Source organism: Corynebacterium sp. HMSC064E07, from assembly GCF_001815745.1.
GTDB classification, from domain to species: Bacteria; Actinomycetota; Actinomycetes; order Mycobacteriales; family Mycobacteriaceae; genus Corynebacterium; species Corynebacterium jeikeium_D.
Map to the genome: position 1 here is coordinate 1 of NZ_KV821829.1, position 19,065 is coordinate 19,065.

Sequence of the window (19,065 nt, forward strand, 5' to 3'; positions counted from 1 at the left end):
TGGCATGCGGACACACTTTTCTTTACTTAACCCGGGTTTGGGGTGGGGCTTGGGTTGAAGCAGAGGCAGATGCTGAGCTGAGGTTGTTGGCTTGTCCTTTAACTCTCCTTTAACCCTGTCCGGCACTTATGGCCAGGTTTCGGGGACTTGTCGATGGATTCTCCTGACTTATCGATGGTTTTTCGGCACTTATGCGCACGCTGTGGGCCAGGCTCTCTCACTTGTCGATGCGCTATTCACTTGTGGACACGCTGTAGCGCATCGATAGGTGAATAGCGTGGCCATAAGTCGTCGGATGCGTCGGCCAGCTAGCATTGCAACGGCTCACGAGAAGAAATGTAGAAATCTCACAACTCATTTTGTATTGAAAGTAGAAGAAAACTTGAATAGTTTTGAGATGTGCATGAGGGCAGTCGGCCCCCATCTGGGGCATTGATATAGCGGTGTTCAGTCATGAGCTTGGCTTACGGCCATATTTTAACGACCATTTGGTACCTGTTCATATCGTGAAAAGGCAACTCAAGAATGTGTAAGAAGTATTAAGAGAGAGCCCGTTTGGTGAGTAATCTTCTTCCGAGGAAAACCTGCCAATTCATAGTCGGAAGGCAAACATGAAAATTGTATTTAGAGCAATGCTGGGTGCCGCAATTATTTTTGAAGGAGTTCTTTTCCTTCTTATGAATGTGGTATCTGGTTTGCCGGGTTGGGTATTCCTGTTACCACTTGCCGTGGTGGTTGCGGCTTTTCTCTTACTGTTTGGAGGTATGTGGCAAGACTATCTCAGAAATGGCAGGTCATGGGCTTCTTCGCTGTCCGAGACGTCAAAGAAATTTGGCGTACCTCGAAAAATACTAGCGTTACTCGTTTCGGAAGTTGGTTCGCTGCTAGCTGCTTTCACCTTTTTTAAGCCTCAGAGAAATGTCGACAGTGAAGTCAGATCCTTCACAGCATATAGAAACCTTCGAACTGTTGTTTTTATGATACTGGCGCTGAGCGTTGCAGAAATAAGCATAGTGCATTTTGCTATTTCTAATGCGTTTTGGCGATATTTATTGCTGGTAATTAGTGTTTATGCCGTAGTTCTTTTATCTGGATTTTACGTAACTGTTCGGGATCATCCACATCTAATGACACCGCAAGGACTCGTACTGCGAAATGGGCGAAGGCTTATTTGCGAAATTCCGTGGTCACACTTACGTCATGCGAGCTCCGTAACGGCAGGTGAAGGAGGGGACGTAGCAATTGACGAGCACGGCAATCTCAGGGTGCCTGTTTTGAGCGAAGTGAACGTCAAGTTAGAAGTCGATTCGCAGGTCGTGGCAGAAGATCTTTACAAGGGACCAATGATGGTTTCCTCGATTGAGATTTACTGCGACGACAAAGACACATTCCTGCGTGATCTCGCTGAGGAAAGGAATGCTCATTAAGTGCTTGGCAGCTTCCAGGGCTGGTAATCAACCCCGACCTACCGCCAGAACTTGGTCATCCCGCGCTTGTCCTCGATGTTGAACTCAATCATTTTGGCCAGCAGGTCCAGCGGCATGGACTCGGCCTTGCCATCCTTTGGCCAGGGGAAGCGGACCATCATTTTTCCGTAGGAGAGGCCGCGGTCATCGAACTCGTCGGAGAACTTTTCAATACCTGCGCGGGTCGAAGATGGACGGCCTTTATTGATGAGGATGCCCTGGCGGATTTAGCGATGTAGTTAGGGGCTAGCGCTTAGCGTACTTCTCCAGGTGAGCTGCGAAGCGAGCGGCGAAATGTTCAATTGTCTCGACCTCAGGAAGAAAAGTAATCCGGACATATGTCCCGCCTTTCACATTGAAAGCGCTGCCTTGGACGATGTGAATGTGTTCTGCTTCCAGAAACGAGAGAACGAAGTCCTCATCCTTATCAATTTCGTAAATATTGCCGTCTAGTCGAATGAAAATGTACAGCGCCCCTTGCGGCTCGATGAACGAGATTCCGGGAATCTTGCTGAGTGCTGTAGTGGCAGCAACTTTTTGTTCGAAGAGGCGGCCACCGGGTCGTACTAAATTGTCGATGCTGTGTTCTTTGCCCAGCACGGCAGCAATCGCGTGCTGGGCTGGAATTGAGGCGCACATCCGCATTGAGGCCAGTAGTCGAATTCCTTTAAACAGGGTGTCCTGTTCGCGAAATCCAGTTGCAGTCACCCATCCAGCTCTCAATCCGGCCAAGCGATGCGTCTTGGAAAGGCCGGAGAACGTTAAGCAGGGGACATCCTGCGCTAGGCAAGCTGTTGGAGTGAACGAGGCTCCAGGGTACACAATGCGGTCGTAGATTTCGTCGGAAAGCAGCACTAGATTGTGCTCACGTGCGAGCTGGGCAATCTGGGAGAGAGTCTCCGGTGAGTAGATGGCGCCTGTGGGATTGTTTGGATTGATGATGACAATCGCCCGAGTTTTGGCTGTGATGGACTCGCGTATGGCATCGACGTCTGGCTGCCAATTATTTTCTTCTAGGCAGGAATAGTGCACGGGGACTCCGCCGGCGAGGGTGGTGGATGCGGTCCAGAGTGGATAGTCGGGTGAGGGGATGAGGATCTCATCACCGTCGTTGATGAGAGCTTGTAGACATAGGTTTACCAGCTCCGAGACACCATTTCCGACAAGAACGTGATTGCTATCGAGGGCGGGGAAGTCCTCATTCTGCGAGTAGTAGTCCACGACAGTCTGACGGGTGTCGCTCAGGCCGAGGGAATTTGAGTATCCAGAAGTTTCCTCGAGGCCACGGTGCGTAGCGGAAAGTACCTCTGCAGATGGCCGGAAGCCGAATGGGGCAGGATTTCCGACATTGAGGGGAATGACCTTTACGCCCTGGCGCTGTAGCTCGTCGGCCTTGTCCTGAATTGGTCCGCGCAGGTCATAGAGAACATTGTCGAGGTGATGCGAAAAATGGATTGGGCAGGATAGCACTGCGCGCTTCGATACGATAGCGCTACTATGTATATTCATGGTTAACAGTAGCACGTCTATGTTGGTCGGCGAGCTGGAAACGTGGATTGCGCAACACAAAGCCGGAGAAAAGCTGCCATCCAGCCGTGAAATCACACGGTCGTATTCGGTTAGCCCGGTGACAGTGCGAAACGCTATCCACGAACTGGCTACCCGCGGACTGGTAGAAGTGCGAGTCGGCGTGGGGGTATTCGTCAGGCATCGCCAACAACTCCCACGGGCGGACTTTAGCTGGCAAGTCGGAGCGCTGGGACCTCAGCCCAATACCGGAAGGGTTCTGGCCGCCACCCAGAGAGCTTCCACTGATGAGGCAATCAGTCTGCATTCCGGTTATCCGGATGAATCTCTGCTGCCAACGAACTTGGTACGAAGAGCGCTTACCAGAGTCAGTAAATCGTACGATGCCTATCGACGAGCACCGGTGCGGGGGATGGCAGAACTGCGGCAGTGGTTTGCTTCGCAACTGGTACGGGCAAATGAGCGCGATGTGGTTATTGTTCCGGGCACACAGAGCGGGCTCGGTGCCATTTTTCGTGCCATTTCACCGAAGGAACTCATCATTGAGTCGCCTTCATATTGGGGTGCAATCCTGGCTGCTCGGCAGGCTGGGATTTCTCTACTACCAGTGGAAAGTGATGATGAGGGGCCAATCCCCGAGAGTTTGGAGAGGCTGCTACGAACGAGTTCTGCACGAGCTTTTTATGGTCAACCCACGTTCGGTAACCCTCATGGGAAACGGTGGTCGACAGCTCGTCGTAAAACAATTATTGAAATCATAAGAGCGTTCAACGCTTTCCTCATTGAGGACGATTGGGCACATGATTTCGCATTCGACGCACCTGATGTTCCGATAGCGGCGGATGATGCCGAAGGGCATGTCATCTATCTGCGATCGCTGACAAAGGTGATTTCGCCTGCAGTTCGGGTAGGGGCAGTAATTGCCAAGGGGCCAGTTCTTCAGCGGATACTCGCAGAAGTTTCAGCCGAAGCGTTGTACACCAGTGGAATTTTGCAGGCCGTGGCGCTGGACGTCGTCAAGCAAAGTGCGTACGCGACGCACCTCAAAAATATGCAGGTCGCACTGCGACAGCGACGAAATGATTTGCTTGAAGCTTTATCCAGATATGCGCCGTCGGTGGAAACTCCACACGTGCCTCAAGGAGGACTCAACTTGTGGTGCAGGCTTCCCGATGGCACAGACCCCCAAGAGGTTGCCGAACGTTGCGAAGGACGGGGACTGATAGTTGCGCCAGGACGGGACTGGTTTCCCTCCGAGGAAATCGGCCCGTATTTACGCCTGAACTTCGCGGGTCCCCATCCCGAGAGATTTGTTGATGCTGCGATGATTCTGGACAGCGTGGTTTCGGGCTAGCCACTAAATTCGACGGAGACATTCCTACCGCCAAAACTTGGTCATCCCGCGCTTGTCCTCGATGTTGAACTCAATCATTTTGGCCAGCAGGTCCAGCGGCATGGACTCGGCCTTGCCATCCTTTGGCCAGGGGAAACGGACCATCATTTTTCCGTAGGAGAGGCCGCGGGCATCGAAGTCGTCGGAGAACTTTTCAATACCAGCGCGTTCCGGGGCAATCGCCATGTGTTTCTTGGCGTAGGAAAAACCGATGATAAAAGTGCCATCGAGCGTGAACATCGGCTGATTCCAGGCAATGCGAACGCCGAGTTCCGGGTACTTTTCATGAACCCATTCCAACACCTCGAGAGCGACAGCGCGCTGCGTGTCATCATCTACCCGCGAGAGGTGATTGGCGAAGAACTCGGCGATGGTTTCATCGGTCATATGCTGAACAGCCATAGCCTGGATTTTACTGTGCCATCAACTAACACCCGAGCCATCAACTAACATAACTCCGAGTGGCTACAGATTTGAATACTCAGTTTGATCCCAAAAAGGCGTGGCCAGCGCTATGGACCGTGTTACTCGGCTTCTTCATGATCCTGGTCGACGCCACCATTGTCACCGTTGGTATCAACACCATCCAGCATGAACTGGGCGGTGAGCTCAACCAGGTCATGTGGGTGACCAGTGGTTATCTGCTGGCCTATGCCGTGCCGTTGCTCATTACTGGCAGGCTCGGTGACCTCTGGGGAGTCAAGCACACCTATGTAGCGGGCCTGGTTATCTTCGTGTTGGCGTCGCTGGCGTGTGGGTTGGCGCCGTCGTTAAGCATGCTGATCATTGCCCGCGTGGTGCAGGGACTGGGGGCCGCGCTGCTGACGCCGCAGACGATGGCGCTGATTACGCAGATGTTTCCGCCGGCGCATCGCGGTGCGGCGATGGGCCTGTGGGGTGCGGCGGCCGGAATTGCCTCGCTGACGGGGCCGCTGGCCGGTGGCGTGTTGATTGAGCTGCTGAGTTGGCGCTGGATTTTCCTCATTAATGTGCCGATTGGGCTGATCGGGCTCGTTTTTGCGTTCCGCTATCTGCCGACCTTTGAGACGCACCGCAACAAGATTGATTATCTCGGTGTTGTACTCAGCGCGATTGGTATGTTCCTGCTGGTCTTCGGCATTCAGGAGGGGGAGAGTGCCGGCTGGTCCGGTTGGATCTGGGCACTGATTGCCGGTGGCGTGGTGGTCCTGGCCCTGTTCACCCTGTGGGAGGCCAAGACCACGGCCGAACCGCTGATGCCGCTGTCCCTTTTTAAGGATCGCAACTTCACCATCTCCTCGCTGGCCATTGCCGTGATGGGCGCGCTGGTGGTCGCGGTTGGTTTCCCGATCATCCTCTTCGCCCAGAATGCCCGCGACCTATCGACCATCCAGGCCTCACTACTGCTCGTGCCGCAGGCGCTCATTTCCGGTGTCATGGCGCCATGGACTGGGCGAATGCTGGACCGGCTGAAGTTCCGCGAGTTCGCGCTGATCGGTTTTGGGTCCTCGCTGGTGGGCATGCTCGGGTTCCACTACCTCATCCACGAGGACCTCTCCGTGCTGTGGCTGCTACTGCCGGGCGCCGCATTCGGTGTGGCAAACGCGTTTATTTGGGGCACGCTGTCGACGGCTGCTACTCGCAACATCGACCCGTCCCTCGCCGGTGCCGCCTCCGGTGTGTACAACACCATCCGCCAGATTGGCAGTGTGCTGGGTAGCGCACTGATTGCCACCGTCATGGCGGCGGCGCTCAGCAGCAACCGTGGCGACTTCACCACCGCCATGAGTGACGCGATGTGGTTGCCGGTGGCACTGTCGGCCGTGGGTGTCGTGGCGGCGCTGGGGCTTAAGAATCCGACGTAAAACGCTCCACCATGTAGTCCGCGATGCCGACCGGATCGGCCAGGAAATCCCTGGTCGCCCGTACCGCGAGGGTGTCTTCGAAGTGGGTGGTGTCGGCGTCGTCAAGCGAAATAATCGTTGCTTCTGGCGTGGCGAGCAGGATGGGGGAATGCGTCGCCATGATGATTTGTGCGCCGGCTTCCGCGAGCGCGCCGAGGCGGCCGAGGAGCTCCAGTTGGCGTAGGACCGACAGTCCCGCCTCGGGTTCGTCAAGGAAAATCAGTGATTCGGGACTGAAGCGGCGTTCGGCCAGCGTCATGATGGATTGGCCGTGGCTCATCTGGGTGAGGTCTGCCATTTCTCTGCCACCTGGTAGCTGCCCAAGCGACTCGTAATAGCGCGCGAGGTTCAGGTGCGCGTCGCCGCGAAAGAAAAACGTATCCGGGGGATTGCGCCTGGTCAGCGCCAGTGGGACCGGGGAGGTGCGCTCTTGCGTCTTGTACCGCGAGCCGCCGTCCGTATCGACACCCATCGCCGACGCTAACGCCTCCAGTACCGTCGACTTTCCCTTGCCGTTTTCGCCGGTCAGGATGGTAATCGGCGTGGTGAAGGTCATGGGGAAGGGCAGCGCGAGCTTTACGACGTACGCCGGGAGCTCGGCATCATCGTGAATACGGGCATGGCGGAGGTAGATCATGGTTGCGGCAGCTGGTCAATCTGTTTGAGCAGTTCATAGCCGTCGGCGCCCTCGATGAACGGGACCTCCTTGTTCTCCAGCTTTTCAATTGGCACCGCCGTGCCGTGAGAGAGCACGTGCTCGCTGGGAGTGAGGTTGCGGATTGCGATGGCCGCGACCTTGTCCGGATGCTCCGCCGCGGCCGTGCCGTAGATGAGCGGGTCGTACTGGCCATCATCGCCGACGAGAATCCAGTTGATTTCGGGGAAGTCAATAAACAGGTCGCGAAGTCGCACCTTCTTGTGTTCCTTGCCCGAGCGGAACAGGCCGGTGGGCGTTGGCCCCCAGTCGGTGAGCAGCAGTGGGCCCTTCGGCAGGTTGTTGCGGTGTAGGAACTTTTTTAGTGTGCTGAAGGTGTTCCACGCTCCGGTGGAGAGATAGATGACGGGAACGTCCGTGTCCTCGTCGGTTTTGCTCGCGTAACGACGGCGAAGTTGCGCATAGAACTCGCTGAAGCCAGCGACGGCCTTGCGCTCGTCTGTCTCCTTGACCCAGGAGTTGTAGGCGGCGATGAGGGCGCGCGGCAGCATAGTGACCAAAACGGTGTCATCAATATCGGAGACGATGCCGTATTTGGTCTCCGGGGAGAGGATGAGGACCTCTGCAGGAGTGTCGTTGATGGTGATTTCGTGCCAGCCGGGTTCCAGGCCGTGATTCCTGATTAGTACCTCGATATAGCCGTTGCTATCCGTGGTGGTTTCCACCGTGCGGTCGCCGGCAGTGATGGTGACGGGAAAGTCCGCGAGTTCGACGGTAAAGAACTGCCAAAATCCGCGTTTTTTGTTTCGTTCTTCGTCTCGTTTTTTGGCCGGATCCTTCAGGAGGACACGGCCGAATACGCGCACGCGCTCTGCATTTCCGTACCCGGTGAAACCGATGATTTCCGGTTCCCAACCAGCGTTTTTGGAACGCTTGGCGGCCAGCGCGTTGATCCTTCTCTCGGTCTTGCGGACGACATCTGCCACGGACATGCTTTCCAGGATACGGGTTGACAGGACGGGGGAGGGTGCGCGTAGGTTGGTCGCCCAAGAGAAAAGTCAACCCTTTAGGAGTGTTCTCTTTTTATGCGTTTTTCCGGTAAGTTCATCGCATCCGCCGCTGTGGCAGCAGGCATGATTGCTGCCCCGACCGCGGCCGCTAACGCTGCATCAGTTAGCGCCTGGGATCAGGTTGCGGCTTGTGAGTCCGGCGGAAATTGGCAGACCAATACCGGTAACGGCTACTACGGCGGACTGCAGTTCTCGCAGCAGACCTGGAGCGGCCACGGCGGTGACCAGTACGCACCGACGGCTGACCAGGCCACTAAGGAGCAGCAGATTGAGATTGGCGAGCGCGTGCTTGCCTCCCAGGGTGCTGGCGCATGGCCGAACTGCGGTGGTCCGCTGGGTTAATCCTCCCCATCATCAAAGACCAGATCTGGCACAGCCGCGAATGACAGCCACCACTTCATGTAGTGGTCATGGCGTGCTTTCGTCTTCTGAGTAGCGCGTTTGTCAAAAGTCTGTCGCCCGAACCCGGCTAATGGTCCGGCCGGGACGGTCGCCGCGGTAATACCGTCGGCAGAGGACCACACCTCTGAGCCGTCCTCATAAGCGGTGATATCCCAGAGCTTGTGGGTTTTCAGGTTGTGGTGCTTCCTGCATAGGCAGTGCAGATTCTGTGTGTCGGTGGGGCCACCGGCTTCGGGGGCTTCCTGGTTGTACGGCGCGATATGGTCAATATCGCACTTATATGCTGGGACTTCGCAGCCGGGGAAGCGACACGTGCCGTCGCGACCGTGGACGCGGGCGACCTGCGCTGGAGTTGGACGGTAACCATTGGTGGCGCTGTCTGCTGAGAGGCGGACATGCGTCACCTTTTGCATCCACTCTTCCGTGACCAGCGCGCCAAGCCAGCCGGCGCCGTCCAGCCAGGCATCATCACTGTGGGGCTCGCGGAAAACATTGAGCACAACTTCCGCATTGGTGCGCTGGTGGATGAGTTCCACAAATGCATCCGCCTGCGTCATTTCCTCATTCGCGCGGAAAACCGTTTCAATCGCGCACATGGCAAAATAGGCGCGGTCCGGCCGCAGTGTGAGAATGATTTGAGAGTAGCTGTCGGGACGTTCCACCAGAGTCACCGATTCCGTATCGGTGATGGTGGGAATTGTGCCGTCGGCACGAGCGCGGTCATCCAAATCCGCAGCAATATCACCAATTTTGGTGGTGAGCGTGCGAGGACCAATCATTGCTTGACGACGCTTCCGTGGCGTAACCAATGCCAGAATCTTCTTCTCTGCATCGGGTATTTGATCAGGCTCGATGCCGACTACGCCATGTGCAATGATGCCGAGTTGCCGCATGGATAATGCGCAGCTTTCCCGGGCATATTCCGCCAACTGTGGCATTTTCTCCAGCAACAGGCCAATGTCACAGATACGCAGTGCCTCACTGCGAGTGATTCCCAACCGAACGCTGATGCGAGCGGCATGGTTTTCAACGTCATCATCACCTGCAGGGCAGCAGGCTTCAATCAACTCAAGTTGGGCGCGGTTGGTAGCCCGCGCGAGTGCTGAGAGCTCATCTTCAGAATTCTCATGAGCCCAATATGGTTCGGGTACTTGTTCGGACTTCATTGGATCCCCCTGGTGCTCCAATGGTTGTCGGTTTTCTTTCGAACTTACTTGCTATCATACGGGCATGTTTCTAGTTTGTAAAGAGAAATGAAAGAGAATTTTGAGGAGTTTTCGAAGGTGGTCGGTGGAGGCGGTAAAGCGCTATCTAGCTGCATATTTGAGGGAGTAGTGTGAGCTGTATGCGAGCTAGCGGACGGAAAACAAAACTAAAACACCCGTTCGAAAACGAAAGCTTGGTAATCCCGCTTTCATAAAAGCGGAGCTGTAGAAAACAGCACAGAAACAGCGCAGACAGCGGGGAGTAAAACCATGATCATCCGGCACGCAACGCGGGACGATGCCGCGGCAATCGCGGAGATCTACAACGAAGCCGTAATCGACACCGTCGCCATCTGGAATGATGACACTGTCAGTGCGGAGGATCGCATCGCATGGATGGAGGCGCACTGTTAAGCGCGACCATCGATGCTGCTCGCGAGGCGGGAAAGCACGTTCTGGTTGCGGCGATTGAAGGCAGCAACGAGGGATCGATTGCGCTGCACAAAAAGTATGGCTTTCAGCGCGTTGGACTGCTGCCGCAGGTGGGGACGAAGAACGGACGCTGGTTGGACATGCTGTTAATGCAGGTCATGCTGACAGACGGGCAGCCGTCCGCTCGGCCGCGCGCTTAGCAAAGGGCCCAACACCCATGATTGTGGCGGCGCCGGGACCAACCCAGTCGCCGTAGCCGACGAACTCGATGAGGTCAGAGTCGATGCTGCGGAAAGGGCCGAGCGCTGGGCGGAAACCGGTGCACCAGATGAGGTGGTCCGCGTGGACGTCGTCAAGCGAAGAAAACATGGGCGTCCAGGTGAGTGCGCCGGAGTCGCGGGCTTTGCGGACGGGCGGTAGGACAACGATGTCGCCGATGCTGTCGGTGGAGCCCTGGCGGTAGCGTTTGAACAGGACGCGGCCGTCGACGTCGTCGGGCATCCAGCGTGGTTCGTGGCGGGTGAACCAGGTGGTGTCGATGTTGGAAAGTACCAGTTCAGAGGCAATTTGTGCGCCGGAGTTTGCCGCGCCGACAACGGCAACGCGGGAGCCTTCGAATGGCTCGGGACCTGGGTAGTTGGCCGAATGCCACTGTTTCGCGGTGGTCGTGCCGGGGTAATACGGGACGAAGGGGCGGTTGCCGGTGGAGGCGATGAGCTGACGGGATTCGAAGTCGCCGGCATCGCTGGTGAGGTGGAAGTTGCCGTCGTGGGAGACGTGCGTAACGGTGACCGGGCGCTGAACGCGCAGTTCGTAGCGCTTTTCGTAGGAGCTGAGGTAGTCAATCACGTGGGAAGCGGGCGGGAAACCGTCATAATTGGGCATCTGGATGCCCGGAAGGTTGGAAAAGTCCGGGGTGGAAAAGAGCGTCAGTGAGGGCCAGACATTGCGCCAGGAGCCGCCGGGAGCGGGCTGATTGTCCAGAATGAGCGGATCAATGCCGCGTTTGTGCAAGTAATAGGCGGTAGCGAGGGCAGCTTGGCCGCCACCGACGATGATGACATCCTCAAGCATGTTTCCAGCTTAACGACGAGTGCCGCACCTCGAGCTGTACTACCGTGGAGCACCATGAGCTCGCTGTTTGATCTTTCGGACAAGCCCATCGACGAACTACCCGGTTACCAGCGCACATTCGCGCCGGGCCGACTCACGGTAGGGCTGAGCCTGCCCATCGAGCAGGATGCCGAAGCCGAGCCCAGGGACGCGCTGAGCAACCAGATTCGGCTGATTCAGAAAGTCGAACGCGCAGGCATCGCGGCGGTGTGGGCACGCGACATCCCGCTGCGCGTGGAAACATTCGGCGACGTCGGCCAGGTCTACGACCCCTGGATGTACCTCAGCTACATTGCCGCACACACCACCGACATCGCGCTCGGCACCGGTGCAGTCGTCGTGCCCTTCCAGCATCCGCTGGTGATGGCCAAGCGCGCTGCCACACTGGACAGGCTTTCCGACGGCCGTTTCCTCTTTGGCGTTGCCACCGGTGACCGACCCGAGGAGTTCCCCGCCTTTAACCAGGACAAAGGCAAGCGCGGTGAGCGTTTCCGCGAGCATATCGAGGTCTATGAAAAAGCCCTCAGCACCAGCTACCGGCCTATCCGGTGGTCCGAGGGCAAGATGGGCGGATCCGATGTGGTGCCCAAGCCGCTGGCACGCCGAGTTCCGCTGTTGGCCACTGGCTCCTGTCAGCAGAGCCTGGAGTGGAAGGCCGCGCATACCGACGGGTGGTTCATGTACCACAAGGGTTTGGAGATGCAGAGGAAAAACATCGTCAACTGGCAGGAGGCGGTGGCCCAGGAGTGCGGCGAGGGCGTGTTCAAGCCCTTCTTGGAATCACTGTGGATTGACCTGCATGAAGATCCCGACGCCCCCGCGCAGGGCGGCCACTTCGGGTACCGCCTTGGCCGCAACAAGCTCATTGAGCTGCTGCAATCGCAGCGACAGCTCGGGATCAACCACGTCAGCATCAACTTTCGTACCTCGAAGCGGGATGCGGAAGAGCAGATTGATGAGCTGATTGAGTATGTGCTGCCGGCGCTCGATGAGCTCCCTACACAGACTCCGTAGCGCCCTGCCACTGATTAATCCCGCGGTCGACAGCCCACTTGTCGATTTCCGCGAGTTCTTCATCGCTAAACGGTGCAGCGTCCAGGGCGCCGAGGCTGTTCTTCAGCTGCTTCACCGAGGATGCACCGATTAGGGCTGAGGTCACTTCGTCACGGCGGAGCACCCACGAGATGGCCATCTGTGCCAGGGACTGGCCTCGTCGTGAAGCAATGGCGTTGAGCTCGCGGATGGCGGTGAGCGTGTCGTCGTTGAGGAACCCCGAGTTCATCTTGTGCGCCCCGAGACGCGAGGACTCCGGCACGCCATCCAAGTAGCGGTCGGTGAGAAGCCCCTGCGCAAGCGCGGAAAAGGCGATGACGCCCATGCCTTCGTCGGCGCAGGTTGCCAGCAGCTCGTCCTCGATCCAGCGGTTGAACATGGAGTAGCTCGGCTGGTGAATGGTCAGCGGTGTGCCCAGCTCACGGGCGATTTTCTGCGCGCGGCGAGTGAGCTCGGGGGAGTAGGAGCTCACGCCGACGTAGAGTGCGCGACCCGACCGGACGAGGAAATCGAGGGCGGCGACGGTTTCCTCGATAGGCGTATCCGGGTCGGGGCGGTGGTGGTAGAAAATGTCCACATAATCCAGGCCCATGCGCTTCAGCGAGGCATCGCAGCTGGCCACGAGGTACTTCCGCGAGCCGCCGAAGCCGTAGGGACCATCCTGCATGTACCAACCGGCTTTGGAGGAAATGATCATTTCATCGCGGTAAGGAGCGAAATCCTTGGCCATGATGCGACCGAAACTCGCCTCCGCAGAGCCCTGCGGTGGGCCGTAGTTGTTGGCGAGGTCGAAGTGTGTGACGCCGTGGTCGAACGCGGTGCGCAGGATCTCACGCTGCGTCTCGAGCGGCCGGTCATCACCAAAGTTATGCCAAAGTCCCAGCGTAATGGCTGGAAGCTTCAGCCCCGTGCCGCCGGAGCGGTTGTACGGCATCGTCTCATAGCGGTTGTCATTGGCGTGGTACACGTCTGGATAAGCCATGTATTCGAGGGTACGCGGGCTTTACGACGAGTAGTTGTGCACAAGGTGGCCGACAACGAGGCGCGTGGCCGAATGGCTACCCCTGGAAGTAATAAAAGTGAGCTTGCTGGGGAACAACTGGGGCAGTTCGTCCGACTAATAAGGCATGACTTCAATAGCCACAGGCGATGCCGCTGGAACGCCAGCCGCAAACCCCGTCGCACAGACTCAGAAAAATGGTGGGCCACGAGCATTACTGCACCGAATCCATGTCGTTGCAGGCATCCTCGTTGCGCCACTACTTGTTATTGCAGCTATCACAGGCGTGGCGTATGCCCTCGCCCCGAGCATAGAAAAGGTGGTTTACCACGAAGAACTAACTGCAACATCAAGCCTTCCCGCACAACCACTGGAAAAGCAGGTTGAGGTCGCGCAGCGCGTGCACCCGAACCTGCCGGTAACCGCAGTGCAGGTCCCGGAAAAGCCGGGGCAGACAACGCGAGTCATGTTCAATGACGAGCAGCTGAAGTCGGAGTCCTACCGACATGCGGTGTTCGTTGACCCAGGCGACTTGAGCATCAAGGGTGACCTGGTGCAATACGGTTCCTCGGCGGCGCTGCCACTGCGGGCGTGGATCTCGGAAGGGCACCGCAGACTCTGGATTGATAGCAACTTTGGTCGCCTCTACTCGGAGACGGCAGCATCCTGGATGGGCGCACTGGCCATTGGTGGCCTCTGGCTCTGGTGGGACCGTTCGCGTCGCAAGCGGACACAGGGAACAAGTAAGAGGGCGCATCATATGCGTCGTCACGCGAATGTCGGCGTGGCGATTAGCGTCGGACTTTTATTCCTGACCGTCACCGGCCTGACGTGGTCGTGGGTGGCTGGAACGGGCATCGCAAAGCTGCGCGAGACGATGGACTGGTACGCGCCAAAGCCAGCCATGACTGCGACTGCACCAGCGAATTACGACTGGTCAGAGGCAGATAATGTTATGAACCTCGCACGTGCCGAGGGCCTGTCCGGGAAAGTCGAACTGACACCACCGGAAGCTGGCACGGTGTGGATGGCCAAGGAAGCCCGCGAGGAATGGCGGATGGGCATTGAGACCGTCACCGTTGACGGCTCGACCGGAGCGATGGTTGATCGGATTCATTTTGCGGACTGGCCGCTGCCGGCGAAGCTGACCGAATGGCTGATTAACGCGCACATGGGCATCCTGTTCGGGTGGGTGAATCAGCTGGTTCTGGCACTGATCGGTGTCGCTTTGTTGGCGATGATTGTGCGCGGGTACGCCATGTGGTTTGGGCGCGGTCGAGGTGGCCGCCCTGGCAGGCTCCCGGCGCCGACGCGTTGGCGGGACATTCGCCCGGGTGTTGCGGCGGCTGTTGTGGCATTGCTGATTGCCTACTCGGTGGTTGCACCACTGTTTGGTGTGACTCTCGTTGGCTTCGTGATTGTGGATTGGGCCTGGCGGAAGCTGCGGAGAGGTTAGTGTAGGTTCTGTCGCCTTCGGGTTCCCTGTACCTAACGGCGTGGTAAGACCCATAAAAAACACTCAGGAGGGTAAACGCATGACAAGGTATTGGGATCACAGCGGCAGTATCTACAAAGACGACGGTCAGGAAGACTGGTGCGACCCCATCACCGAGCAGCAGGCACTCGCTGAGATCACCGAGCAGCAGGAACAGCATAACGAAAGGGTGAAGAGCAAAATCAAGGAACTGCGCGCGAGAATGAAATCGGTCGGTGCGCAGACCAGGCAAGCCACCGAACAGCCGTACCCAACCTTTACTGAGCAATCCGCCGCATACCGTGAGGGCGCGCAGGCCTACAACGAGGGCAAATCTTGGCGCGATAACCCGCATGCCCCCGAGTCAGGTCTAGCCGCCCCGTGGCGCATGGGCTTCAATACCCGCAAGCAGCAGGTAGCGGAGATCAGGGCACAGCGAGCCGCCGCTGCGCGGCAGGAAAACTAGGCCCTGGCCGCAAAAACGCTCAGCCAAAGCTCTAAAATTCCCACAAATTCCCGGTTCCAGCCCCGCGCAATCTGTTACACTTAGCAAAACGAAACTCAGGAGCTTGGTGTGCAGTACTTTTTCACGGTCCATGGCCGCAGAGATATCAACGCGTATGACTCTGATGAGGAAATGCACGCTGCCTTTGAACGGATTGGACGCTTCAATCAGAAGCTTCAGGACGAAGGCCACTGGGTTATGTCCGGCGGGCTGGTTCCACCGGAGGATGCCATGACGGTGCTGCCGGATGGTTCGCACAGCGATTTGCCGTACTACAACGCGATGACGTTCCCGTCAGCTTTTTGGATTGTCCAAGTCGCAGACGAGCAAGAGGCCATCAATCTAGCCCACGAAGCCGCGGAGGCGTGCGCGCAGGCAGTCGAAATGCGCGCCGTCGCCGATTAACTCACCGCAGCCCGTGCACCCGGCGCATGATGGTCAACATCGCTTGCGTCGGGATTCGCCGCATGAAGGGCACTGCAACGCTTGCCGACGACCCCCGCGCCACCAGAGCCAAAGGTCGCTCGGCGGTCACCTCGCGCATAACCACCTCAGCAATCTCCGAAGCGGGAATGCCATCTTCCTCATTGGCGTTCAACTTCGTCAGCATGCGGTGGACATCAGCAGCGTAAACGGAGCCCTCATCGCCATACGTCGTCCGACGTGTAGAAATCCCCGTGTTGATGGCACCCGGTTCGACAACCGTCACCCCAATACCGAACTGCGCGACTTCACCGCGCAACGAAAGCCCAAAGCCGCGGATAGCGGCCTTCGTCGCCACATAGGAAGAACGGTAGGACAGCGGCAACCCGCCGAGCATCGAGCCAACCAGCACAATTCGGCCACGACCGGCCTCGCGCATGCCAGGCAGCAGCTGCTGTAACAGCTCCACCTGCCCCAGAACATTGACTTGGAAGAGACGCTCAAGCGCCTCGCGGGGTAGCTCCTCGAAAGCGCCCGACTGGCTCTCACCGGCGTTGGCGACGACGACGTCGTAAGGCCCGTGGGCGACCACAGCAGCGATGTCGTCGGCGCTGGACATGTCGAGTGCCACCATCTGCACGCCCTCGGGGTGCGGCGCCTCGGCGCCCCTGCGGGACGTGCCAACGACCTCGAAACCGTCCTTGACCAGTGCCTCCGCGCATGCCCAACCGATGCCGGAGGAAGCGCCGGTCACTAACGCACGGCCGCCACCTACACTCGGCAGTTTCGGTCCGCGGGTGAGATTCGCAAAAGCACCGGTCAGGCCATCAGTCATCGAGCCTGCACCGCCTCAATGGTCATGCCGCCCGCGCGGAGACGGCGGGACAGGGCGTCGCCAAGCGCGACAGTAGGAGTGAGCACGCCGGTAGCGTCCGGCAGATCGTCGTGGACGAGTGCGAGGGCGGCGCTGGAAATCATAATCGCGGTGCCTGCGTACCCCGGGTCTTCCTCGAGAGACACCTTGGAACGCCAGTGAATGCCGGAGGTATCGACAGTGTAGGCCTCGATGGTGAAGCGACCCTCGGCCTGTTCTTCAGCGCTCGGGCCCTCACCCGGCTTCGGCAGCTTCTTATCAATGAGCTTGGCCGTCGGCCCGAACGCCATCGCCGCCAGCGCCAACCTGCAGACAGCCGCAAAAATATTTGCGCGGACGAAAGCCCTCGGGCCACGGCCGACATTGAGTAGCTCGCGGTAGCGGAAGGAATCACCGTAATCCGCCAGCATCGCCGAGCGCTGAACAATTCGGGTGTTGAACGGCGACATGAAGAAGGGCGCTCGCCAGTGGCGGCGGAAGCGCGCCGGGCGCAGGTCGACGCCGAACTTACCCTGGTCGGGACCCGGCTCAGCCAGGGCGTACTGATCGGCGATGATGCGACGCAGCTTGGGGTCCTTCTTGGCCTGTGCAAGCTGGACGCGGACCGAATCGATAGTGCCGCCGGAGACACCGCCCTTGACGTGCTTGAACAGCAGGGTTGTTTCACCGAGCTTGGTGTGGGCCGCCTCGTGGAGCTCGCGGACAGCGACGTCGGAAGGAATCGAGTCGAAGCCGCAGGAGTGAACAATCTTCGCTCCGGTCTGCTGTGCCACCTCGTGGTTATTCGCGATGGAGTCGTGGACGAACAGCACCTCGCCACACAGGTCGACGTAGTGAGTACCGGCCTTGGCGCACTCGGCCACCAGAGTGCGGCCGTACTTCGCGTACGGTCCCACAACGGTCAGCACCACCTTTGTGCTGGCCGCAAGCTGAGCCACCGCTTGCTGGTCGGCGGCATCCGCAACAATGACCGGCCAGTCCGATACGCCTGCGTTCTCCGCGACGTCGGCAAGCTTCTGGGCGTTCCTGCCTGCGAGCGCCACCTTCGTCTGACCGGCGTGTTTAGCCAGATAGTCCACAATCAAGCGGCCCACGAAACCCGTGGCACCGTAGACGACGATGTCGTACTCGCGGTCGTGATTGCGACTCTGTGGCTGTGCGGAAGAAGTAGTCATGCCTACGAAACTAATAAAACGAAAGCGATACCGCGGGCGAATTAAAAAGGTTTTCTGAATCCGGGTACTCAGCGAGAGGTTTGGAGGGAGGGTTAACGTAGGACAAGTGACTAGCGCTAACGAAAACCCCGAACAGATCGAAGGACTACGGCCAGAAGATCCCGGATTCCGTCGCGCGCTTATTGCTGTGCTTTTCGCTGGCCTGGCATCGTTCCAAGCGCTCTACGCAACGCAGGCGCTACTGCCCACGCTTTCCGACGAGCTATCGGTCGACCCCGCCACCGCCGCGCTGACGGTATCCGCCACCACCGGTGGCTTGGCCTGTGCGATTATCCCGGTGTCCATTTTGTCGGAGCGCTTTGGGCGCAGGCGCGTCATCGTCATCAGCGCATTTGTGGCAACGCTACTGGGGCTCGTGGTGTCAATTGCGCCGGGCATCGGTTCGATGATTGCGCTGCGCCTGTTGCAGGGCATTGTCATTGCCGGTGTGCCCGCAGTGGCTATGGCGTATGTCAGTGAGGAAGTCCACGCCGACCATGTCAGTCGCGTGATGGGGCTGTATATCTCGGGCACGACGGTCGGTGGCCTGCTCGGCCGTATTATTCCGTCCATTGTGCTGGAGTTCGCCTCCTGGCGGGTGGCGATTGCGGTCTCGGCGACGGTGGCGTTTGTTTTCGCCATTCTGACCTGGTACTTCCTGCCGCAACAGCGTAGGTTCCAGCCGAAGCAGCTGTCGTTTGCAGGGGAGGGGCAGGCCATAGCGCGGCACTTGCGCGACCCGCGCATTCTCGCGCTGTGCGCCCTGGCGTTCCTGTTTATGGGGTCGTTTGTCTCTCTGTACAACTACCTGGGCTTCCGACTGGGCGATAAGTTCGGGCTCTCCCCGGCACTGGCAGGGTTCGTATTTATTCTCTACCTGTCGGGCACGTGGTCGTCGGCACGCGCGGGCGTGTGGGCGAAGACGGTGAGCCGCCGTCGCCTCATCGCCATTGCGACTCTGGCCGCGTGCGTGGGCCTGGGGCTGGCGCTGCTGCCGTGGCTGCCCGCATTGGTTGTGGGCGTACTTGTATTCACGGCATCGTTCTTCGTGGCGCACTCACTGTCCTCGTCCGGCGTGGGGCTGGTGGCGCAGCGCGACCGCGCCGAGGCGTCATCGATGTACCTGTTCAGCTACTACGCGGGCTCATCGATTGTCGGTTGGGTCTCCGGCATGGTGTTCAGCCACTTCGAGTGGGCAGGGCTGATTCCGTGGCTGGTGGCGCTGTCCTTCATCGCTGGTGCGTGTGCTGTGGCGGGGTTGAAGCCGCGGCGGTAAGGGTAACGCGGTAGGGGGAAAATCGCCAGCAAGGTACATTTAGACACCAAGAAACGAACCCTTAATGTAAAAAACGGTGATTTTTTACATTAAGGGTTCG

Annotated in this window: 21 protein-coding genes; 11 read left to right on the forward strand and 10 right to left on the reverse strand. The window is 58.3% G+C overall.

Annotated features, from left to right (window positions below; translation table 11 throughout):
- Positions 1-611: 611 nt before the first annotated feature.
- Positions 612-1,427 carry a hypothetical protein gene (locus HMPREF3053_RS10255; RefSeq protein WP_049172588.1) on the forward strand — a complete coding sequence of 272 codons (816 nt, stop codon included), beginning with the start codon at positions 612-614 and terminating at the stop codon, positions 1,425-1,427.
- A gap of 38 nt (positions 1,428-1,465) precedes the next feature.
- On the opposite strand, the gene HMPREF3053_RS11265 is transcribed toward HMPREF3053_RS10255, so the two are convergent.
- Complete coding sequence (locus tag HMPREF3053_RS11265) at positions 1,466-1,588, reverse strand: hypothetical protein (protein ID WP_255351592.1); 123 nt, start codon at positions 1,586-1,588, stop codon at positions 1,466-1,468.
- 124 nt (positions 1,589-1,712) lie between these two features.
- The gene (locus HMPREF3053_RS10265) at positions 1,713-2,975 is read right to left on the reverse strand and encodes an aminotransferase class I/II-fold pyridoxal phosphate-dependent enzyme (protein WP_065421670.1); all 1,263 of its coding nucleotides are present in this window, start codon (positions 2,973-2,975) and stop codon (positions 1,713-1,715) included.
- Here HMPREF3053_RS10265 and HMPREF3053_RS10270 point away from each other — a divergent pair.
- The gene (locus HMPREF3053_RS10270; RefSeq protein WP_048731913.1) at positions 2,974-4,347 is read left to right on the forward strand and encodes an aminotransferase-like domain-containing protein; all 1,374 of its coding nucleotides are present in this window, start codon (positions 2,974-2,976) and stop codon (positions 4,345-4,347) included. The two genes, HMPREF3053_RS10265 and HMPREF3053_RS10270, sit on opposite strands and share 2 nt — an antisense overlap.
- A 24-nt stretch (positions 4,348-4,371) precedes the next feature.
- Here the strand turns inward: HMPREF3053_RS10270 and HMPREF3053_RS10275 are convergent, their stop codons facing one another.
- Positions 4,372-4,788 (reverse strand): iron chaperone, encoded by a 417-nt coding sequence (locus tag HMPREF3053_RS10275; protein WP_049172586.1) that lies wholly within the window; start codon positions 4,786-4,788, stop codon positions 4,372-4,374.
- Positions 4,789-4,847: 59 nt separating this feature from the next.
- Here HMPREF3053_RS10275 and HMPREF3053_RS10280 point away from each other — a divergent pair, with 59 nt between their 5' ends.
- The gene (locus HMPREF3053_RS10280; RefSeq protein WP_070604527.1) at positions 4,848-6,230 is read left to right on the forward strand and encodes a DHA2 family efflux MFS transporter permease subunit; all 1,383 of its coding nucleotides are present in this window, start codon (positions 4,848-4,850) and stop codon (positions 6,228-6,230) included.
- Here the strand turns inward: HMPREF3053_RS10280 and HMPREF3053_RS10285 are convergent.
- Both HMPREF3053_RS10285 and HMPREF3053_RS10290 read right to left on the reverse strand, forming a co-directional pair.
- Positions 6,214-6,906, reverse strand: coding sequence for an AAA family ATPase (locus HMPREF3053_RS10285; RefSeq protein WP_070546990.1), 693 nt, complete (start codon positions 6,904-6,906; stop codon positions 6,214-6,216). The two genes, HMPREF3053_RS10280 and HMPREF3053_RS10285, sit on opposite strands and share 17 nt — an antisense overlap.
- Positions 6,903-7,916 carry an App1 family protein gene (locus HMPREF3053_RS10290; protein ID WP_070546991.1) on the reverse strand — a complete coding sequence of 338 codons (1,014 nt, stop codon included), beginning with the start codon at positions 7,914-7,916 and terminating at the stop codon, positions 6,903-6,905. Before HMPREF3053_RS10290 ends, HMPREF3053_RS10285 begins: the two co-directional genes overlap by 4 nt.
- A gap of 93 nt (positions 7,917-8,009) precedes the next feature.
- Between HMPREF3053_RS10290 and HMPREF3053_RS10295 the strand changes: the two genes are divergently transcribed.
- Positions 8,010-8,336: a transglycosylase family protein gene (locus HMPREF3053_RS10295; protein WP_005511827.1), complete on the forward strand. Its 327-nt coding sequence runs from the start codon at positions 8,010-8,012 to the stop codon at positions 8,334-8,336.
- Here HMPREF3053_RS10295 and HMPREF3053_RS10300 read toward each other — a convergent pair.
- On the reverse strand, positions 8,333-9,562 hold the full coding sequence (locus HMPREF3053_RS10300; protein WP_016421766.1) for an HNH endonuclease signature motif containing protein: 1,230 nt from the start codon (positions 9,560-9,562) through the stop codon (positions 8,333-8,335). The two genes, HMPREF3053_RS10295 and HMPREF3053_RS10300, sit on opposite strands and share 4 nt — an antisense overlap.
- 309 nt (positions 9,563-9,871) lie before the next feature.
- On the opposite strand from HMPREF3053_RS10300, the gene HMPREF3053_RS11315 reads away from it, so the two are divergent.
- Together HMPREF3053_RS11315 and HMPREF3053_RS10305 are read left to right on the forward strand one after the other, a co-directional pair.
- Positions 9,872-10,015: a GNAT family N-acetyltransferase gene (locus tag HMPREF3053_RS11315; protein WP_306295439.1), complete on the forward strand. Its 144-nt coding sequence runs from the start codon at positions 9,872-9,874 to the stop codon at positions 10,013-10,015.
- Positions 9,994-10,233, forward strand: coding sequence for a GNAT family N-acetyltransferase (locus HMPREF3053_RS10305; protein WP_306295438.1), 240 nt, complete (start codon positions 9,994-9,996; stop codon positions 10,231-10,233). The genes HMPREF3053_RS11315 and HMPREF3053_RS10305 overlap by 22 nt, the downstream gene beginning before the upstream one ends.
- Here HMPREF3053_RS10305 and HMPREF3053_RS10310 read toward each other — a convergent pair.
- Positions 10,190-11,107 (reverse strand): FAD-dependent oxidoreductase, encoded by a 918-nt coding sequence (locus tag HMPREF3053_RS10310; protein ID WP_070767665.1) that lies wholly within the window; start codon positions 11,105-11,107, stop codon positions 10,190-10,192. The genes HMPREF3053_RS10305 and HMPREF3053_RS10310 overlap by 44 nt on opposite strands.
- A gap of 54 nt (positions 11,108-11,161) precedes the next feature.
- On the opposite strand from HMPREF3053_RS10310, the gene HMPREF3053_RS10315 reads away from it, so the two are divergent.
- Positions 11,162-12,160, forward strand: coding sequence for an LLM class oxidoreductase (locus HMPREF3053_RS10315; protein ID WP_070429082.1), 999 nt, complete (start codon positions 11,162-11,164; stop codon positions 12,158-12,160).
- Here HMPREF3053_RS10315 and HMPREF3053_RS10320 read toward each other — a convergent pair.
- On the reverse strand, positions 12,144-13,181 hold the full coding sequence (locus HMPREF3053_RS10320; protein ID WP_070767666.1) for an aldo/keto reductase: 1,038 nt from the start codon (positions 13,179-13,181) through the stop codon (positions 12,144-12,146). The two genes, HMPREF3053_RS10315 and HMPREF3053_RS10320, sit on opposite strands and share 17 nt — an antisense overlap.
- Before the next feature lie 145 nt (positions 13,182-13,326).
- Here HMPREF3053_RS10320 and HMPREF3053_RS10325 point away from each other — a divergent pair, with 145 nt between their 5' ends.
- From HMPREF3053_RS10325 to HMPREF3053_RS10335, 3 genes are all read left to right on the forward strand, one after another.
- The gene (locus HMPREF3053_RS10325) at positions 13,327-14,655 is read left to right on the forward strand and encodes a PepSY-associated TM helix domain-containing protein (RefSeq protein WP_070767667.1); all 1,329 of its coding nucleotides are present in this window, start codon (positions 13,327-13,329) and stop codon (positions 14,653-14,655) included.
- A 79-nt stretch (positions 14,656-14,734) separates the two neighbouring features.
- Entirely contained in the window at positions 14,735-15,139 is a 405-nt protein-coding gene (locus HMPREF3053_RS10330; RefSeq protein ID WP_049172567.1) for a hypothetical protein, read from the forward strand.
- 108 nt (positions 15,140-15,247) lie between these two features.
- On the forward strand, positions 15,248-15,583 hold the full coding sequence (locus HMPREF3053_RS10335) for a YciI family protein (protein ID WP_049189837.1): 336 nt from the start codon (positions 15,248-15,250) through the stop codon (positions 15,581-15,583).
- 1 nt (position 15,584) lies between these two features.
- On the opposite strand, the gene HMPREF3053_RS10340 is transcribed toward HMPREF3053_RS10335, so the two are convergent.
- Complete coding sequence (locus HMPREF3053_RS10340; protein ID WP_070767668.1) at positions 15,585-16,436, reverse strand: SDR family NAD(P)-dependent oxidoreductase; 852 nt, start codon at positions 16,434-16,436, stop codon at positions 15,585-15,587.
- Positions 16,433-17,650 (reverse strand): saccharopine dehydrogenase family protein, encoded by a 1,218-nt coding sequence (locus HMPREF3053_RS10345; protein ID WP_070595870.1) that lies wholly within the window; start codon positions 17,648-17,650, stop codon positions 16,433-16,435. The genes HMPREF3053_RS10340 and HMPREF3053_RS10345 overlap by 4 nt, the downstream gene beginning before the upstream one ends.
- A 106-nt stretch (positions 17,651-17,756) precedes the next feature.
- Between HMPREF3053_RS10345 and HMPREF3053_RS10350 the strand changes: the two genes are divergently transcribed.
- The gene (locus HMPREF3053_RS10350; protein ID WP_070595869.1) at positions 17,757-18,965 is read left to right on the forward strand and encodes an MFS transporter; all 1,209 of its coding nucleotides are present in this window, start codon (positions 17,757-17,759) and stop codon (positions 18,963-18,965) included.
- Positions 18,966-19,065 lie beyond the last annotated feature (100 nt).